14 protein-coding genes are annotated in these 16,847 nt (G+C 71.5%); 3 read left to right on the forward strand and 11 right to left on the reverse strand.

From position 1 onward, the window contains the following. Positions 1-3: 3 nt before the first annotated feature. Genes zwf through pgl form a run of 3 tightly spaced genes read left to right on the forward strand, consistent with a single transcriptional unit; the run spans position 4 to position 3,349 of the window. On the forward strand, positions 4-1,536 hold the full coding sequence (gene zwf, locus AC067A_RS15460; protein WP_478619804.1) for a glucose-6-phosphate dehydrogenase: 1,533 nt from the start codon (positions 4-6) through the stop codon (positions 1,534-1,536). Further along, entirely contained in the window at positions 1,533-2,582 is a 1,050-nt protein-coding gene (opcA, locus tag AC067A_RS15465) for a glucose-6-phosphate dehydrogenase assembly protein OpcA (RefSeq protein WP_478619807.1), read from the forward strand. The genes zwf and opcA overlap by 4 nt, the downstream gene beginning before the upstream one ends. Further along, positions 2,579-3,349 carry a 6-phosphogluconolactonase gene (gene pgl / locus AC067A_RS15470; protein WP_478619810.1) on the forward strand — a complete coding sequence of 257 codons (771 nt, stop codon included), beginning with the start codon at positions 2,579-2,581 and terminating at the stop codon, positions 3,347-3,349. The genes opcA and pgl overlap by 4 nt, the downstream gene beginning before the upstream one ends. A gap of 73 nt (positions 3,350-3,422) precedes the next feature. Here pgl and AC067A_RS15475 read toward each other — a convergent pair whose 3' ends face one another. From AC067A_RS15475 to AC067A_RS15525, 11 genes are all read right to left on the reverse strand, one after another. Next, on the reverse strand, positions 3,423-4,547 hold the full coding sequence (locus AC067A_RS15475; RefSeq protein WP_478619813.1) for an acyltransferase family protein: 1,125 nt from the start codon (positions 4,545-4,547) through the stop codon (positions 3,423-3,425). A gap of 74 nt (positions 4,548-4,621) precedes the next feature. Then, positions 4,622-6,187 carry a PH domain-containing protein gene (locus AC067A_RS15480; protein WP_478619816.1) on the reverse strand — a complete coding sequence of 522 codons (1,566 nt, stop codon included), beginning with the start codon at positions 6,185-6,187 and terminating at the stop codon, positions 4,622-4,624. Next, the gene (locus tag AC067A_RS15485) at positions 6,184-6,684 is read right to left on the reverse strand and encodes a PH domain-containing protein (protein ID WP_478619819.1); all 501 of its coding nucleotides are present in this window, start codon (positions 6,682-6,684) and stop codon (positions 6,184-6,186) included. The genes AC067A_RS15480 and AC067A_RS15485 overlap by 4 nt, the downstream gene beginning before the upstream one ends. A gap of 4 nt (positions 6,685-6,688) precedes the next feature. After that, entirely contained in the window at positions 6,689-8,353 is a 1,665-nt protein-coding gene (pgi, locus tag AC067A_RS15490) for a glucose-6-phosphate isomerase (protein ID WP_478619821.1), read from the reverse strand. Positions 8,354-8,401: 48 nt separating this feature from the next. Next, positions 8,402-9,616: an MFS transporter gene (locus tag AC067A_RS15495; protein WP_478619824.1), complete on the reverse strand. Its 1,215-nt coding sequence runs from the start codon at positions 9,614-9,616 to the stop codon at positions 8,402-8,404. 136 nt (positions 9,617-9,752) lie between these two features. Beyond that, the gene (locus tag AC067A_RS15500) at positions 9,753-10,088 is read right to left on the reverse strand and encodes an RNA polymerase-binding protein RbpA (RefSeq protein ID WP_309055485.1); all 336 of its coding nucleotides are present in this window, start codon (positions 10,086-10,088) and stop codon (positions 9,753-9,755) included. Between the two features lie 77 nt (positions 10,089-10,165). Beyond that, positions 10,166-10,396: a preprotein translocase subunit SecG gene (gene secG, locus AC067A_RS15505; protein WP_309055488.1), complete on the reverse strand. Its 231-nt coding sequence runs from the start codon at positions 10,394-10,396 to the stop codon at positions 10,166-10,168. A 97-nt stretch (positions 10,397-10,493) separates the two neighbouring features. Continuing rightward, positions 10,494-11,270: a triose-phosphate isomerase gene (gene tpiA, locus AC067A_RS15510; protein WP_478619829.1), complete on the reverse strand. Its 777-nt coding sequence runs from the start codon at positions 11,268-11,270 to the stop codon at positions 10,494-10,496. Between the two features lie 7 nt (positions 11,271-11,277). Then, entirely contained in the window at positions 11,278-12,489 is a 1,212-nt protein-coding gene (locus AC067A_RS15515; protein WP_478619832.1) for a phosphoglycerate kinase, read from the reverse strand. A 105-nt stretch (positions 12,490-12,594) separates the two neighbouring features. Further along, complete coding sequence (gene gap / locus AC067A_RS15520) at positions 12,595-13,605, reverse strand: type I glyceraldehyde-3-phosphate dehydrogenase (RefSeq protein ID WP_478619835.1); 1,011 nt, start codon at positions 13,603-13,605, stop codon at positions 12,595-12,597. A 219-nt stretch (positions 13,606-13,824) separates the two neighbouring features. Then, the gene (locus tag AC067A_RS15525) at positions 13,825-16,776 is read right to left on the reverse strand and encodes a M14 family metallopeptidase (protein WP_478619837.1); all 2,952 of its coding nucleotides are present in this window, start codon (positions 16,774-16,776) and stop codon (positions 13,825-13,827) included. Between the last annotated feature and the right edge of the window lie 71 nt (positions 16,777-16,847).

Genomic DNA, 16,847 nt, shown 5'->3' on the forward strand with positions numbered 1-16,847 from the left:
ACTTTGAGCGCAGTCCACGGAGCCAACCCGCTCCGTGACGCCGCAGACCGACGGCTCCCGCGCATCGCGGGGCCGTCGGGCCTGGTGATCTTCGGCGTCACGGGCGATTTGTCCCGTAAGAAGCTGATGCCCGCCGTCTACGACCTGGCCAACCGCGGCCTGCTGCCGCCGGGCTTCTCGCTCATCGGCTTCGCGCGTCGCGAGTGGGCGGACGAGGACTTCGCCCAGGAGGTCTACGAGGCCGTCAAGCAGCACGCGCGCACCCCCTTCCGCGAGGAGGTGTGGCAGCAGCTGATCCAGGGCATGCGGTTCGTCCAGGGCGACTTCGACGACGACACGGCCTTCGAGCAGCTCAAGGCGACGATCGAGGAGCTCGACAAGGCGCAGGGCACGGGCGGCAACTTCGCGTTCTACCTGTCCGTCCCGCCGAAGTTCTTCGAGCTCGTCGTCCAGCAGCTCAAGAAGCACGGCCTGGCCGACCAGAAGGACGGCTCCTGGCGCCGCGCGGTCATCGAGAAGCCCTTCGGCCACAACCTCGTCTCCGCGAAGGAGCTCAACGAGGTCGTCCACGAGGTCTTCCCGCCCGAGGCGGTCTTCCGGATCGACCACTACCTCGGCAAGGAGACCGTCCAGAACATCCTGGCGCTCCGCTTCGCCAACACCCTCTTCGAGCCGATCTGGAACCGGTCGTTCGTCGACCACGTGCAGATCACCATGGCCGAGGACATCGGCATCGGCGGCCGGGCCGGCTACTACGACGGCATCGGCGCCGCCCGTGACGTCATCCAGAACCACCTGCTCCAGCTGCTCGCGCTGACCGCGATGGAGGAGCCCGCCTCCTTCGACGCCGACGCGCTGGCCGCCGAGAAGACCAAGGTCCTCGGCGCGGTGAAGCTGCCCAGGGACCTGGGCCTGTCCACGGTCCGCGGCCAGTACGCGGCCGGGTGGCAGGGCGGCGCGAAGGCCGTCGGCTACCTCCAGGAAGACGGCATCGACCCCCAGTCGAAGACCGACACCTACGCCGCCATCAAGCTGGAGATCGACAACCGCCGCTGGGCGGGCGTCCCCTTCTACCTGCGTACCGGCAAGCGTCTGGGCCGCCGCGTCACCGAGATCGCGGTCGTGTTCCAGCGCGCCCCGCACTCCATCTTCGACCACACCGCGACCGAGGAGCTCGGCCGCAACGCCATCGTCATCCGGGTCCAGCCGGACGAGGGCGTGACGATGCGGTTCGGTTCCAAGGTGCCCGGCACCCAGATGGAGATCCGGGACGTCTCCATGGACTTCGCGTACGGCGAGTCCTTCACGGAGTCCAGTCCCGAGGCGTACGAGCGGCTCATCCTCGACGTCCTGCTCGGCGACTCGAACCTCTTCCCGCGGGTGGAGGAGGTCGAGCTGTCGTGGAAGATCCTCGACCCGATCGAACAGTTCTGGGACAAGCACGGCAAGCCCGCGCAGTACCAGTCCGGGACCTGGGGTCCGGTCGAGGCGGACGAGATGCTCGCACGAGACGGCAGGAGCTGGCGCCGGCCATGAAGACCGACCTGACGGACACCACGTCCTCCAAGATCAACAAGGCGCTGGTGCTCGGGCGGCGGGCGATCGGCACGCCGGCCGTCGGCATGGTGCTCACCCTCGTGATCGTCACCGACGAGGAGAATGCCTACGACGCGCTGAAGGCGGCCAACGACGCGTCCCGCGAGCACCCCTCGCGGACGCTCGTCGTCATCAAGCGGGTCTCGCGCTCGCCGCGGGACCGCGCCCAGGCGCGGCTCGACGCCGAGGTCCGCCTCGGCGCCGACGCCAGCACCGGCGAAACGGTGGTGCTCCGGCTGTACGGCGAGGTCGTCGACCACGCCCAGTCGGTGGTGCTGCCGCTGCTTCTCCCGGACGCCCCCGTCGTCGTCTGGTGGCCGGTGAACGCGCCGACCGACCCGGCGAACGACCCGCTGGGCGCCCTCGCCCAGCGCCGGGTGACCGACACGTACGCCGCCGAGCAGCCCATCCAGGAGCTGTCCGCGCGCGCGGACCGTTACACCCCGGGCGACACGGACCTCTCGTGGACCCGGATCACCCCGTGGCGTTCGATGCTGGCCGCCGCGCTCGACCAGGTCGCGTGCGAGGTCACCTCCGCCGAGGTGGAGGGCGAGGAGTTCAACCCGAGCGTCGAACTGCTCGCGATGTGGCTGTCGGAGCGGCTGCAGGTGCCGGTGCGGCGCTCGAGGTCGGCGGGCCCCGGCCTGACCTCCGTGCGCATGGAGACCAGCTCGGGTCCGATCGTCCTCGACCGGCCCGACGGTTCGCTCGCGACGCTCTCCATCCAGGGCCAGCCGGACCGTGCCGTGGCGCTGAAGCGCCGCGAGACGGCCGAGCTGATCGCGGAGGAGCTGCGCAGGCTCGACCCCGACGACACGTACGCGACGGCCCTCAAGTTCGGCCTCGAGCGTCTCGACGAGGAGGCGGCGACCGTCGCGCCCGAGCCCCGGGCCCCCGAGGCCGAGGCCGTGGCCGTCGAGGCGCCCGAGCCCGCCGCCAAGCCCGCCGCGAAGAAGGCCCCGGCCAAGAAGGCGGCGGCCAAGTGAGCGCCCCCCAGCTGGTGGTCCACCGCGACAAGGAGCTGATGGCGCAGGCCGCCGCGGCCCGGCTGATCACCCGGATCGTGGACGCCCAGGCCACCCGCGGCTCGGCCTCGGTCGTGCTGACCGGCGGCCGCAACGGCAACGGTCTGCTCGCGGCGCTCGGTTCGGCGCCCGCGCGGGACGCGATCGACTGGTCGCGGCTCGACCTGTGGTGGGGCGACGAGCGCTTCCTGCCCGAGGGCGACCCCGAGCGCAACGTCACGCAGGCGCGTGAGGCGCTGCTCGACCGCGTGCCGCTCGACCCGGCGCGGGTGCACGCCATGCCCGCCTCGGACGGGCCGTACGGCGACGTCGACACCGCCGCGGCCGCGTACGCGGAGGAGCTGGCCGCCGCCGCCGGGCACGGCGCCGTGCCCGCCTTCGACGTGCTGATGCTGGGCGTCGGCCCCGACACGCACGTGGCCTCGCTCTTCCCGGAGCTGCCGGCGGTCCGCGAGACCGAGCGGACGGTGGTCGGCGTGCACGGCGCGCCCAAGCCCCCGCCGCTGCGGGTCTCGCTGACCCTTCCGGCGATCCGGGCGGCGAAGGAGGTCTGGCTGCTCGCGGCCGGCGAGGACAAGGCGAAGGCCGCGGCCATCGCCCTGTCCGGCGCGGGCGAGGTCCAGGCCCCGGCGGCCGGTGCCTACGGCCACTCGCGCACGCTGTGGCTGCTCGACGCCGCGGCGGCCTCGGAGCTGCCGCGGAGCCTGTACCCGCCGGCTTCGGCCTGACGCACGACGACGGAGGCCCGGTTCACCTGCTGGTGAACCGGGCCTCCGTCGTTCGGTGCGGGTCGCGCCGTGGTCAGCGGCGCCCGCGGAGCCTCAGGCGCGTCTTCCCCAGGACCAGCCGGCGTCCGGGCTCCTCCACGTAGGTGTAGAGGAGGGCCGCCAGGGCGAGGGAGATGACGAAGGCCAGTCCGGCGAGACCGAACGCCGGCAGGGTGTCGAACTTGGGCTTGTCGCCCACCCACAGCCGCAGGGAGTGCATCACGAGCAGGTGCACCATGTAGAAGGCGAACGACCACTCGCCCAGCTTCACGAGCACAGGGCGGCGCCACATCGACGGCTCGTCCTTGATGTCGGCGACGGCGCCGGCCGCGATCAGGAACGTGAGGCCGATGAGCGGGGTCCAGGACAGACCGCCGGGCACGAGCGGGGCGACGAAGTAGCCGACCAGCGTCACGGCCATGGCGCCTTCGAGGCCGGGGCCGCGCCACTTGCCGAGCTGGACGAGCCTCGCCACCGCGACGCCGAGGATGAACTCGGGGAGCCTGGCCAGCGGGAAGCTGTAGAAGAACACGTCGATGTCCAGCGCCTTGTACACGTCCGGCTGGTAGACGACGGTGAGGACGCACAGCACCGCCACCGCGGTCAGGACCGCCGGTCCCACGCGCCGCAGCACCGCGTAGAGCAGCGGGAAGCACGCGTAGAAGAACGCCTCGCAGACGAGGGACCAGCTGACCGGGTTGGCCGCCTGCCACCACTCGAACTTCCAGGAGCTCACCAGGAGCAGGTTCGCCGCGATCGCCTCGGGGGCGGCCCGCTCGCCGTCCCTCAGCCAGGGGAGCACGGTGAAGGCCAGGGCGAGGGCGACGACCGCCGTGACCACGTGGATCGGGTAGATGCGGGCGAGCCGACGCCGGAAGAAGGAGAAGAATCGATCCTTCGGACGGGCCGACCAGGTCAGCACGAATCCGGAGAGGACGAAGAAGAACATGACCCCGACGCTGCCCGAGCGGGTGGCCCAGGCCACCAGCTTCTCGTCCTCGGGTCCGTAATATCCGAACTTGTACGTGTGGAACGCGAAGACCAGGAACGCCGCGGCCCAGCGCATGCCCGTGAGGGAGGGCAGCATGCCACCCGCGCGTCCGGCCGACGGGGCAGCGGGGGCTTCGGGTAGCGGCGCCTCGCGTATGAGCGTGGGCAAGAAAACACTCCGTTCGACAGTGGACCGGCAGGAGCGCGGTACACCGCGATCAGGCCCCGATTCAGGCGCACATATTACGGTGCATCGGTCACACGTTTCGCACGGGCTTCTCTTTCCCCTCGCGCGGGCCGCGTTTCCAGGAAGGGTGCGAGGAGGTCCGGCACCGCCCCGGCCGCGAAGGCCAGGCCCTCGCTCTCGCCGGCGTCGATGATGTCGTACGCGCCCGTGCCCGCCGCCGTCGTGGCGGTCAGGGTCAGCAGGCCGGCCCGGCGCTGGAGGTACGACTGCCTGACGGTCCAGCCGATGACGCCGGAGCGCTGGAGCGCGACCGTGGCGCGGCGCAGCGTGCCCGACCTGGTCACCAGGTAGGCGCCGCTGACACCGTGTCCGAGGCCGCGGTACGCGTCGAGGGCGAAGAGCACGGCGAGCGGCGTGAGGACGACCGCACACCCGGCGGCCACGTACAGCAGGACCGGGGTGAGGAGGAACCCGAGGCCGGCCAGGACCACGACCGGGACCAGGGCGGCCCACAGGGCCCGGCGCAGCCTCCGGGTGCGGGCGGCCCGGGGGTGGACGGTGAGCGGCGCCGCGGTGGGCGGTTCCGGCTCGCGCAGGACCTGGGCGGCGACCCGGTCGGCGACGGTCCGCTCCACGGCCGGCAGCAGGTTCTTCAGGTCGCCGTGCCGGTCGCCGTCGTCCTGGGCGAGACCGGTGGCGACGGCGTCGACGCGGGCGGCCCCGCAGAGCCGCACGCCGAGCGGCTGGACCAGCTCGACCCCGCGCAGCCTCCGCTCCTCCAGGGACACGGAGCGGGTGGTGAGGAGGCCGCGTGCGACCCGGAGGGTGCCGCCCGGTTCGCGCTCCAGGCGGTAGTTCCACCACATCTCCACCCACAGGCCGAGCGCGCCGGCGGCACCGGTGAGGGTGGCGAGCAGGACCAGGTCGACGACCATCCAGGCGACGGAGACGCCCTGGAACCGGTCCCCTATCCAGTGGATGACCTCGCTCTGGGCGCCGAACCACTCGCTGACCTGCAGGACGGCCCCGATCGCGGCGCCGCCGAGGGCGGGGGCGAGGAAGGAGACGGGGGCGAAGCGGATCCAGCGCGGGTCGAGGACGGCGAGCGCGTCGTCGCGGTCCGGGTCGGCGGCGGGCCCGGCGGGCCGGGCGAGCAGTTCGCGCCGGAGCTGCTCGCCCTCGGCCCGGGTGACGAGGTCGAGTTCGAGGCTGGACTCGCCGCCGCTGTGTTCGCCGGTGCCGACGCGGACCTTGACGAGGCCGAGGACGCGCTGGAGGGGGTTGGCGCTCAGGTCGGCGCTGCGGACGCGCTCGCGGGCGAGCGAGCGGCGCTGCACCACGAGCAGCCCGGTGTGGAGTTCGACCCGGTCGGGGCCGACGCGGTAGCGGGTGCGGCGGAAGCGGACCGTCTCGGTGACGACGTCGACGGCCAGGGCGAGCGTGACCCCCGCGGCTACCCAGGCGAAGGCCTGCCACAGCGGGCGCCGCCCGGCCAGAGCGAACGCGAGGGGCAGCGCGGCGCCGACCAGGACACCGCCGAACAGGGTGACCCGTACGAGGACGGTACGGGGGTCGAGTCGCCGCCACTCCCGGGCGTCCGCGTCCCCGTGCTCCTCGCTCACGTGGCGTCCCCGGGGGTGGCGCGGGTGAGGAGGGTGAGCCGCTCGGCGAGTGCGGCGGCCAGCTCGTGGTCGAGGCCCTCGATCCGGATCGCGCCCTTGGCGGAGGCGGTGGTCACGGTGACCGTGGCGAGCCGGAGGTACTGCTCCAGCGGGCCTCGCACGGTGTCGACGGTCTGGATCCGGGACATGGGGGCGATCCGCCACTCCTGCCGGAGGGCGCCCGTGCGGACGTAGACGGCGTCGTCGGTGACCTCCCAGCGGTGCAGCCGGAACCACCAGACGGGGAAGAACGCGGCGCAGGCCAGGCCCAGGACCGCCACGGCCCCGGCCGCGAGCAGCAGCCAGGACCGGGCGGACCCGATGAACGCGCCGAGGACGGCGAGCACCGCCACCGGGACGGCGGTGGCCACCAGGAGCTGCCAGCGCCACCAGGTGACCGCCCGCTCGTCCACGGCGTTCCTGGGCGGCCGCAGCCGCACCGTGTTCTCCCCCGTCACGCGGTCAGCCGCGGTCGCGCAGCGACCGGTAGGCGGTGACGAGTCCGGCGGTCGAGCTGTCGAGCTGCTCGCCGCCCTTCCCGTCGGTCAGGACCGGCTCGATCCTCTTGGCGAGGACCTTGCCGAGTTCGACGCCCCACTGGTCGAAGGAGTCGATGTTCCAGATCGCGCCCTGGACGAAGACCTTGTGCTCGTAGAGCGCGATCAGCTGGCCGAGGACGGACGGGGTGAGCGCGTCGGCGAGGATCGTGGTGGTGGGGTGGTTGCCCAGGAAGGTCTTGTGCGGGACGAGCTCCTCGGGGACGCCCTCGGCCCGTACCTCCTCGGGCGTCTTGCCGAAGGCGAGCGCCTGGGTCTGGGCGAAGAAGTTGGCCATGAGCAGGTCGTGCTGGGCCACCAGACCGGGCTGCAGGTCGGCCACGGGCCGGGCGAAGCCGATGAAGTCCGCCGGGATGACCTTGGTGCCCTGGTGGATCAACTGGTAGTACGCGTGCTGCCCGTTGGTGCCCGGGGTGCCCCAGACGACGGGGCCGGTCTGCCAGTCGACCGGGTTGCCGTCGCGGTCCACCGACTTGCCGTTGGACTCCATGTCGAGCTGCTGGAGGTAGGCGGTGAACTTGGACAGGTAGTGGGAGTACGGCAGGACCGCGTGCGACTGGGCGTCGAAGAAGGCGCCGTACCAGACGCCGAGGAGGCCGAGCAGCAGCGGCGCGTTCTCCTCGGGCGGAGCCGTGCGGAAGTGCTCGTCGACGAGGTGGAAGCCGTCGAGCATCTCCCGGAAGCGCTCCGGGCCGATGGCGATCATCAGCGAGAGGCCGATGGCGGAGTCGTAGGAGTAGCGGCCGCCGACCCAGTCCCAGAACTCGAACATGTTCGTGGTGTCGATGCCGAACTCCTCGACCTTCTCGGCGTTGGTCGAGAGGGCGACGAAGTGCCTGGCCACGGCCTCCTGGCCGGCGCCGAGGCCGGCGAGCAGCCAGTCGCGCGCGGAGGTGGCGTTGGTGATCGTCTCGATGGTCGTGAAGGTCTTCGAGGCGACGATGAAGAGGGTCTCGGCGGGGTCCAGGTCGCGGACGGCCTCGTGGAGGTCGGCGCCGTCCACGTTGGAGACGAAACGGAACGTCAGGTCCCGCTGGGTGAAGGAGCGCAGGACCTCGTAGGCCATGGCGGGGCCGAGGTCGGAGCCGCCGATGCCGATGTTCACGACGTTCTTGACGGGCTTGCCCGTGTGGCCGGTCCAGGTGCCCGCCCGGACCTTGTCGGCGAAGGCGCCCATCCTGTCGAGGACGGCGTGCACGCCCGGGACGACGTTCTCCCCGTCGACCTCGACGACGGCCCCGCGGGGAGCGCGCAGCGCGGTGTGGAGGACCGCCCGGTCCTCGGTGGTGTTGATCTTCTCGCCACGGAACATGGCGTCGCGGAGCTCGGCGACGCCGGTGGCGGCGGCCAGTTCGCGCAGCAGGGTCAGGGTCTCGCCGGTGACGAGGTGCTTGGAGTAGTCCAGATAGAGGTCGCCGACCCGCAGGGTGTGGTCGGTGCCGCGCGTCGGTTCGGCGGCGAACAGCTCCCGCAGATGGGTCTCGCCCAGCTGCTCACGGTGCTTGCCGAGGGCAGCCCACTCGGGCAGCCGGTTGAGCCTGGTACGGCCTTCGGTAGTCATGTCGGACATCGCCCACTTCTTCTCGTACTGCTTGTCTGCCCCGCTGCACCCCCAAACCTAATTGATCAGAGGGGCCAGCGACGCGACGGCGAGCGCGAACAGCGCCGCCGCGAGGAGGGCGGGCGTCTGCGGACCCCAGCCGGCCGCCGCGGCGCCGCCGAGGAGCGCCCCGAGCGGGGCGCCGGCGACCGCGAGGGTGCGGAAGGCGGCGGCGATGCGGCCGAGCATTCCCTCGGGGGCGCGCTCCTGCATGAGGGTGGTCTGCTGGACGTTCCACACCGTCCCCATGAAGCCGAACACCGCCATGGCGGATATCGACGCGACGAGCACCGGCACCGCCCCCATCAGCACCAGGCAGCCGGTCTGGACGGCCCCGGCGAGGAACACCGCGCGGACCCGCCCGGTCCGTTCGGCGATCCGGCGGGCGAGGAACCCACCGGCGACGCCGCCGACCGCGTAGGCCGTGATCGTGGCCGCGTAGCCCGCGTTCCCCGCGTGGAGTCCCTCGGTGACGTGGACGACGAGGGTGGCGATGAGCGCGCCCATGCCGGTGTTGCACAGGGTGGTGGCGGTGCAGAGCCACCGCAGGTGCCGGTCCCCGCGCAGGACCGCGAGCCCCTCGGCCATCTCCCTGCGGAGGGTGGAGCCGGCCGGTCTGGGCGGCCGCTCGGGCGCCCCGGCGCGCAGGGAGGCGATGAGGAACGCGGCCAGGACGTAGGTGGCGGCGTCCGCCGCGTACGGAACGGCGGCCCCGGCGAGGAGCAGGGCGGGCACCAGGGGCGCGGCCAGGAGGCCGCCGGCGAGCTGCTGACCGGTCATCAGGCGGGCGTTGGCCCCGGCCAGGGTCTCCGCGGGGACGAGGGCCGGGAGCAGCGCGGTGGCCGCGTTGTCGAAGAGGGTCTGCAGGGTGGTGAGGACGAAGGCGAGGGCGAGCAGCAGGGCGATGCCGGCGTGTCCGAGCGCCACGGCGACGGCGAACGCGGCCATCAGGGCGCCGCGGACGAGGTCCACGGCCCACATGGCCCGCCGCTGGTCGACCCGGTCGGCCACGGCCCCGCCGAGGAGACCGAAGAGCAGCCACGGCAGGAAGCCGCAGGCCGTGACGGAGGCGATGAGGAGGGGGTCGTCGGTGACCGAGGCGGCGAGCAGGGGCATCGCCGCGGTGCGCAGCGAGTCGCCGAACCGGGAGACGACGGCGGCCGTCCACAGCCGTCCGAAGCCGCCCCGCCATGCGGGCACGGTCCGCTCGCCCACCGCGCTCGTCGTCGCCACTCCGCCCCCTCGATCGAGTGATCCCCCGTGCGACCGACGATAGGGGGCGCCACTGACAACGGGGGAACGGCGAACGGGCCTTGCCCGCGAACCCGGTTCGCGGGCAAGGCCCGTTCGTCACACCGTCACACCACGCTCAGATCTCGCCGCGCAGTTTGGCGAGCGCCTCGGCGAGGATCGCCTCGCCGTCGGCGTCGCTGCGCCGCTCACGCACATAGGCGAGGTGGGTCTTGTACGGCTCCGTGCGCGGCGGGTCCGGCGGGTTGTCCCGGTCCTGACCTGCCGGGAAGCCGCAGCGCGGGCAGTCCCAGGTCTCCGGGACAGCCGCGTCGCTGGCGAAGCTCGGCTGCGTCTCGTGCCCGTTCGAGCACCAGAAGGAGATGCGGAGGCGCGGTGCCGACTCGCCCCGCTCGGCCTCCCCCATCGGCCCCGCTCCGACCCGGCTTCCCCGGATCGCGTTGCCACTTGCCACGGTCGTAACTCCCTGCGTGATGGTGCTCGAAGATGCCCCAGTCTACGTAAGGCCCAACGCGCGTCCAGTGATTGGAGTTACCCGTCCAACTTCATCAGCAGGCCGAGTACGACAATGCAGGCGAACCACAGCAGACCGACCACGATGGTGATGCGGTCCAGGTTGCGCTCGGCGACCGAGGAGCCACCGACGGAGGACTGCATACCGCCACCGAACATGTCGGAGAGGCCGCCGCCCTTCCCCTTGTGCATCAGCACGAGCAGCATCAGCAGCGCGCTGAAGACGATCAGGGCGATCGAGAACCCCATAACCACGGCTGGACCAACTTCCTCGGACTTATACGGACGGGGGCCGGGCACCTGCCCGACCCCCGCAAGGGTACGACGTAACTCCGCTACCGCATACTCACTGGTCGCGGAAGCGCACGATCTTGACGAACTCGTCGGCGTCCAGCGCCGCGCCGCCCACCAGGGCGCCGTCGACATCCGGCTGCGCCATGATCGCGGCGACGTTCCCGGACTTCACCGAGCCGCCGTACTGGATGCGGACCTTGTCGGCCAGCTCCTGCGAGTACAGCTCGGCGAGGCGGCCGCGGATCGCCCCGCAGACCTCCTGGGCGTCCTCGGGGGTGGCGACCTCGCCGGTGCCGATGGCCCACACCGGCTCGTACGCGATCACGATGGTCTCGGCCTGCTCGGCCGGGACGTCCTTCAGGCCGCCGTCGAGCTGGGCGAGGGTGTACTCGACCTGCTGACCCGCCTTGCGGACGTCCAGGCCCTCGCCGACGCAGAGGATCGGGGTCACGCCGTGCTTGAAGGCGGCCTTCACCTTGGCGTTGCAGACCTCGTCGGTCTCGGCGTGGTACTGGCGGCGCTCGGAGTGGCCGACGGCGACGTAGGCGCACTTCAGCTTGGACAGCATCAGGCCGGAGATCTCGCCGGTGTAGGCACCGGAGTCGTGCGCCGAGATGTCCTGGGCGCCGTACTTGATCTTCAGCTTGTCGCCGTCGACCAGGGTCTGGACGGACCGCAGGTCGGTGAAGGGGGCCAGGACCGCGACCTCACAGGCGTCGTGGTCCTTGTCGGTCAGGGCGAAGGCGAGCTTCTGGACGTGGGCGATGGCCTCGAGGTGGTTGAGGTTCATCTTCCAGTTGCCCGCCATCAGCGGGGTACGGGTGCTCATGGGTGGGTCAGTCCTCCAGTGCGGCGAGGCCGGGAAGCGTCTTGCCCTCGAGGTACTCGAGGGAGGCGCCGCCGCCGGTCGAAATGTGGCCGAATGCGTTCTCGTCGAAGCCCAGGATGCGGACGGCCGCGGCGGAGTCGCCACCGCCGACGACCGTGAAGGCCGGGGAGTCGACGAGCGCCTGGGCGACGGCCTTGGTGCCCTCGGCGTAGTCGGGGTGCTCGAAGACGCCCATCGGGCCGTTCCAGAACACGGTGCCGGCGTCGGCGAGCTTCGAGGCGTAGAGCTTGCGGGTCTCCGGACCGATGTCCAGGCCCTCCTCGTCCGCCGGGATGGCGTCCGCGGCGACCGTGGTCGGGTTGGCCGGGGCCTTGGTCTTGAGGTCCGGGAACTCGGGCGATACCAGGACGTCGACGGGGAGGACGAACTCCACGCCACGCTCCTTGGCGCGGTCCAGGTACTCCTGGACCGCCGGGATCTGGTCCTCCTGGAGCAGCGAGATGCCGACCTCGTGGCCCTGGGCCTTGAGGAAGGTGTACGCCATGCCGCCGCCGATGAGGATGCGGTCGGCCTTCTCCAGGAGGTGGTCGATCACGCCGAGCTTGTCGGAGACCTTGGCGCCGCCGAGCGCGACCACGTACGGCCGCCGGACGTCGTCCGTGAGCTTCTTCAGGACGCCGACCTCGGTGGCGATGAGGTAGCCGGCGGCGTGCGGGAGGCGCGCCGGGAGGTCGAACACCGAGGCGTGCTTGCGGTGCACGGCACCGAAGCCGTCGCCGACGTAGAGGTCGGCGAGGGCGGCCAGACGGTCCGCGAACGCGCCGCGCTCGGCGTCGTCCTTGGAGGTCTCGCCGGCGTTGAAGCGGAGGTTCTCGATGACGGCCACCCGGCCGTCGGCGAGGCCCGCGACGGTGGCGGTGGCGGAGTCGCCGACCGTGTCGGTCGCGAAGGCCACGTCGGCGCCGAGCAGCTCGCCGAGACGGGCGGCGGCCGGGGCGAGGGAGAACGCCGGGTCCGGCGCCCCCTTGGGACGGCCCAGGTGCGAGGCGACCACGACCCGGGCGCCGGCGTCGGCCAGCGCCTTGACCGTGGGGACGACGGCGCGGATGCGGCCGTCGTCGGTGATGGTGGTGCCTTCGAGCGGCACGTTGAGGTCGGCGCGGACGAACACGCGCTTGCCTTCGACGCCCTCGTGGAGGAGCTCGTCGATCGTCTTCATCTGTTAACAGACTCCTTGGTACGCGGTGGAGCACACAAACAGGGCTCGCACAGCGCGGCGTTGCGCTGCCCGAGCCCTGCTCACATCGAAAGCCTGCCCTGAAGCTTAGAGCTGGCCGCCGACGAAGACGGTGAGGTCGACGAGACGGTTGGAGTAACCCCACTCGTTGTCGTACCAGCCGAGGATCTTGACCGTGCTGCCTTCCTGGACCATCGTCAGGGAGGCGTCGAAGGTGCAGGACGCCGGGTCGCTGACGATGTCCGAGGAGACGATCGGGTCCTCGGTGTAGAACAGGATGCCCTTGAGGTCGCCGTCGTCGGCGGCCTTCTTGAACGCGGCGTTGACCTCGTCCTTGGTGACCTCGCGGCCGAGGGTGACGACGAGGTCGGTGGCGGAACCGGTCGGGACCGGGACGCGCATGGCGATGCCGTCGAGCTTGCCCTTGAGCTGCGGGAGGACCAGGGCGGTGGCCTTGGCGGCACCCGTCGTGGTCGGGATGATGTTCTCCGCGGCGGCGCGGGCGCGGCGCAGGTCCTTGTGCGGGAAGTCCAGGATGCGCTGGTCGTTCGTGTACGCGTGGACCGTGGTCATCAGGCCCTTGACGATGCCGAAGTTCTCGTCGAGGACCTTCGCCATCGGCGCCACACAGTTGGTGGTGCAGGACGCGTTGGAGATGACGTGGTGCTGCGCGGCGTCGTACTTGTCCTGGTTGACGCCCATGACGATGGTGATGTCCTCGCCGGTGGCCGGAGCCGAGATGAGGACCTTCTTGGCGCCGCCGGCGATGTGCTTCTCGGCATCGGCCTTCTTGGTGAAGATGCCGGTCGACTCGATGACGATGTCGACGCCCAGCTCACCCCAGGGGATGTCGGCCGGGTCGCGCTCGGAGAGGACCTTGATGGTGTGGCCGTCGACGGTGATGGTGTCGGCGGTGTGGGTGACCTCGGCCTTGAGGCGTCCCAGAATGGTGTCGTACTTCAGCAGGTGTGCGGTGGTCGCGGTGTCACCCAGGTCGTTGACAGCCACGATCTCGATGTCGGCACCCTGCTCAAGGAGCGCGCGGAAGTAGTTTCGGCCGATGCGGCCAAAGCCGTTGATGCCTACGCGGATCGTCACGAACCGATCTCCTCGTCAGCTAACGCCGGTGTGCTCGACGCCGGCGAGATTTTTGTTTTTTGGGATGTCCCCGACCGCTTACGACCCTACCCCCCCAGGGGCCGCGGAGTGACATCGAGCTCATCCGGGCGAGCCCGGAAAGTGAGGGAAAATGGCCGACGGCCCGTACCTACCGACGGGTACGGGCCGCCTTGGGACCTTTGTCCCCACTACTCTCCGTCAGCGGCGGAGCACCGCGAGGGCCCGGCCGACCAGACGTGCCCGGTCCGCCTCGCCGGGCACGTGCTCCAGCCCGAAGCCCAGGAGGACCGTGTCACGCGTGGTGACCGCGGCCTGGGAGTGGAAGAGCGCGGCGGAGCGCGTCCAGTCGGAGGCGTTGCCGGGACTGCCCGCCGGGGCGCCCGGCACGGTCCACGCGCCGAAGGCGGTCTCGAAGCCCTCCGCCTCCGTGGTGGTGCCGGTGACGAGCCGGGTGTCGTCGACGAAGGCGCCCGTCTCGCCCGTCCCGGGGTCGGAGACGTACGAGATCGAGAGCTCGACCTGCTTGCCGGCCCAGGCGCTCAGGTCGACGGAGGCCTGGCGCCACCCGTTGGAGGGACCGGTGAAGGCGTTCCAGGAGCCGGTGGTGCCGGAGGGCGCGCAGCCGTCCTCGCCGACGGTGAGGTAGTGGGCGAGGAAGGGGTGGCCGCGGACGTAGTAGCCCTCGCCGCAGTCGGCCGGGGGTTCGGCGGAGGTGCCGCCGTTGAGGTCGGGCAGGGTGGTCCAGTCGTCCTGGCCGACGGTGTGGGCCTCGACGACGAGGTTGTCGTAGCCGGGCTCGGTGTCGTAGCTGACCTGGAAGTCGAGGCGGGGCCGCTGGGCGGCCACGACGCCGGTGAGGTCGACGGTCCTGGCGAGCCGGGCCCAGGTGTCGTCGGCGTGCTTGACGGCGGCGAAGGTCGCCCCCTCGGCGGGCTCGAACGGGGTCCTGATGCCCGGGTAGTCACCTGCGGAGGCGCTGCTCGCGAACTGCGGGAACCGGTCCGGCGTCAGCGTGTCCGAGGTGACCGTGTACGCGCCCGCGTTGTCGAGCGGGTTGTCGGCGGCCGCGCCGAGGGACGCGCCGGCGCCGGCGAAGCCGCCCGCGCCCGCGAAGGCGGGCGGGTTCTTGAGGCCCGCGCGGTGGTACGCGCCGAGGTAGTACTGGGCGAAGTCGTTGGACTCGGCCCGGCCGATCCGGGTGAGCCCGCCGGACTTCTCGCCGGCGTTGACCAGCTTGCCGCCCTCGTTGAGGTAGGCGCGGACGGCGAGCTGGGTGGCCCCGGAGGGGCTCTCGGCGCCGGTGTACCAGACGACCGTGCGGAAGTGGGAGAGGACTCCGAGGGCGTCCGGGGCGCCCTGGGTGGCGACGTCCCAGACCGCGGCGGAGCGGCCGTTGGCGGCGACCGCCTTCACGTACGCGGCGGTGTGCCGGGCGGCCGTGGTGCCGCCCTCGTCGGCGAGGACGAGCACGTCGCCGCGGGGGCGCTCGGCCACCTCGTAGGTGAAGGGGGCGGAGGCGGTGGCCCGGCCCTCCCGGGTGCGGGCGGTGAACCAGACCTCGACGGAGTCGCCGGGGCGGGCGCCCTCGACCTCGGCCCGGTACTCGTCGAAGTAGAGGTTGTCCTCGCCGCCGAAGGTCTCGCCGCCCTTCCAGGCCGCGAGCTCCTCGCTGTGGGTGCGGCCGCCGTTGATCCGGTACTTCAGCGTCTTGGCGCGCAGCGACTTGCGCGCGGTGACGGCGACCTCCTGCTCCCCGCCGCGGGCGTAGGAGGTGGCGAAGGCCTTCGGGGTGAGGTCGGGGGCCTCGATGCCGACCGGGGAAACGGGCCGGTCCGGGTGGGCGGCGGTCTCGGCGACGGCGAGCGCGAAGGGGATGTTCTTGGCGAACTCGGCCTGGATCAGCTTCTCGTCGTCCGGGAAGGTGAAGACGGAGGCGCAGTCGGCCGGGTTCCAGGCGTCGTTCGGGTCGACCCGGGAGGCGGTGGCGCAGGTCGACATCTCCGGGGTGAACATCTGCATCCCGTTGACGTTGGCGGCGTGTCCGTCCGCCTCGCCGTTGGTGATGTAGAGCTCCGAGGAGACCTGCGGGCGGTAGCCGGGCACGGCCGGGTTCTGCGGGGTGCCGGCGAGGGCCTTGAGGGCCACGTCGTCCGGGGTGTCGGTGGCGACCTGCCAGCCGACGCCGTACAGCAGGAGCTGGGCGGCCGAGTGGTAGTTGATGCCGTACGCGAAGCCGATGCGCTTCTGGAACGCGTCGAGGGCCCTGGTCTCGGGCTCCGACATGGGTCCCTTGCCGCGGTAGGTCTCGTCGGCGAGGTCGGGCGACGAACCCTCGTTGTCGTAACCCCACTTGTAGGCGAAGTTGCGGTTGAGGTCGACGCCGTCGCCGGTGGTGGTCCGTCCGTCGCCGTCGTTGTCGCGGAGGTTCTTGCGCCACTGCCGGTTGTCGGGGTCGGCGTGCGTGAAGTCGTAGCCGTCCGGGTTGGCGGAGAGCACGAACCACAGCTCGGTCGAGTCGACGATCCGGGTGATCCGCTCGTCCTTGCCGTAGTGGTCGAGGTAGTGGTGGAGCAGCCGCCGGGTCATCTCGGGGGTGATCCACTCGCGCGCGTGCTGGTTGGACATGTACAGCGTGGCGGGCCTGGAGCCGTCCTTGACGCGCTGCGCCCCCTTGCTGACCTTGAGGGCGAGGATGTCCTGGCCCTTGACCGTCTTGCCGATGGAGACGACCTTGGTGATGCCGGGGTTGGCCCGGGCGGTGTCCAGGATCTCCTGCTTGAGGCCGTCCGGACCGCCGTACGGGCGGAAGACGCCGTCCCCGGCGGCGGCGACCCGCTTCTCGGCCTGGGCGGTCAGCCGGTGCTCGGTGAGCTCGACGCCCTGGCCGCGCAGCCGTCCTGCCTGCCGGTCGGTGAGGAAGAGCTCGACCGTCGCGGAACCCCGCGCGGGCACCTGCTCGGTCATCTCGTGCGCGTCGGCGCCGGCGTCGAGGAGCAGCGGCACCTGCTCCTTGGTGACCACCGCGCGCCATACGGCGAGGGCGTCGCCGCCGTCCCGGTCGTTCGGCTGCGCTCCGGCGACGGGTGCCGCCGCCACTCCCGCGATCAGCAGTGAAGCCGCGGCGAGGATCGATCTCGCTCTGCGTCCCATGAGCCCCCCTTGCTGTTGTCCGTCACGATGGTGAACAGACGCCAGGCTCATCGGCGCCCATGGCCCTGTCA

It is taken from the genome of Streptomyces sp. NPDC043176, from assembly GCF_056436715.1.

Bases quoted from the DNA above. Each gene is read 5' to 3' on its own strand.
- AC067A_RS15515 (WP_478619832.1), bottom strand. From the start codon at position 12,489: ATGAAGACGATCGACGAGCTCCTCCACGAGGGCGTCGAAGGCAAGCGC.
- opcA (WP_478619807.1), top strand. From the start codon at position 1,533: ATGAAGACCGACCTGACGGACACCACGTCCTCCAAGATCAACAAGGCG.
- AC067A_RS15525 (WP_478619837.1), bottom strand. From the start codon at position 16,776: ATGGGACGCAGAGCGAGATCGATCCTCGCCGCGGCTTCACTGCTGATC.
- pgi (WP_478619821.1), bottom strand. From the start codon at position 8,353: ATGTCCGACATGACTACCGAAGGCCGTACCAGGCTCAACCGGCTGCCC.
- secG (WP_309055488.1), bottom strand. From the start codon at position 10,396: ATGGGGTTCTCGATCGCCCTGATCGTCTTCAGCGCGCTGCTGATGCTG.
- tpiA (WP_478619829.1), bottom strand. From the start codon at position 11,270: ATGAGCACCCGTACCCCGCTGATGGCGGGCAACTGGAAGATGAACCTC.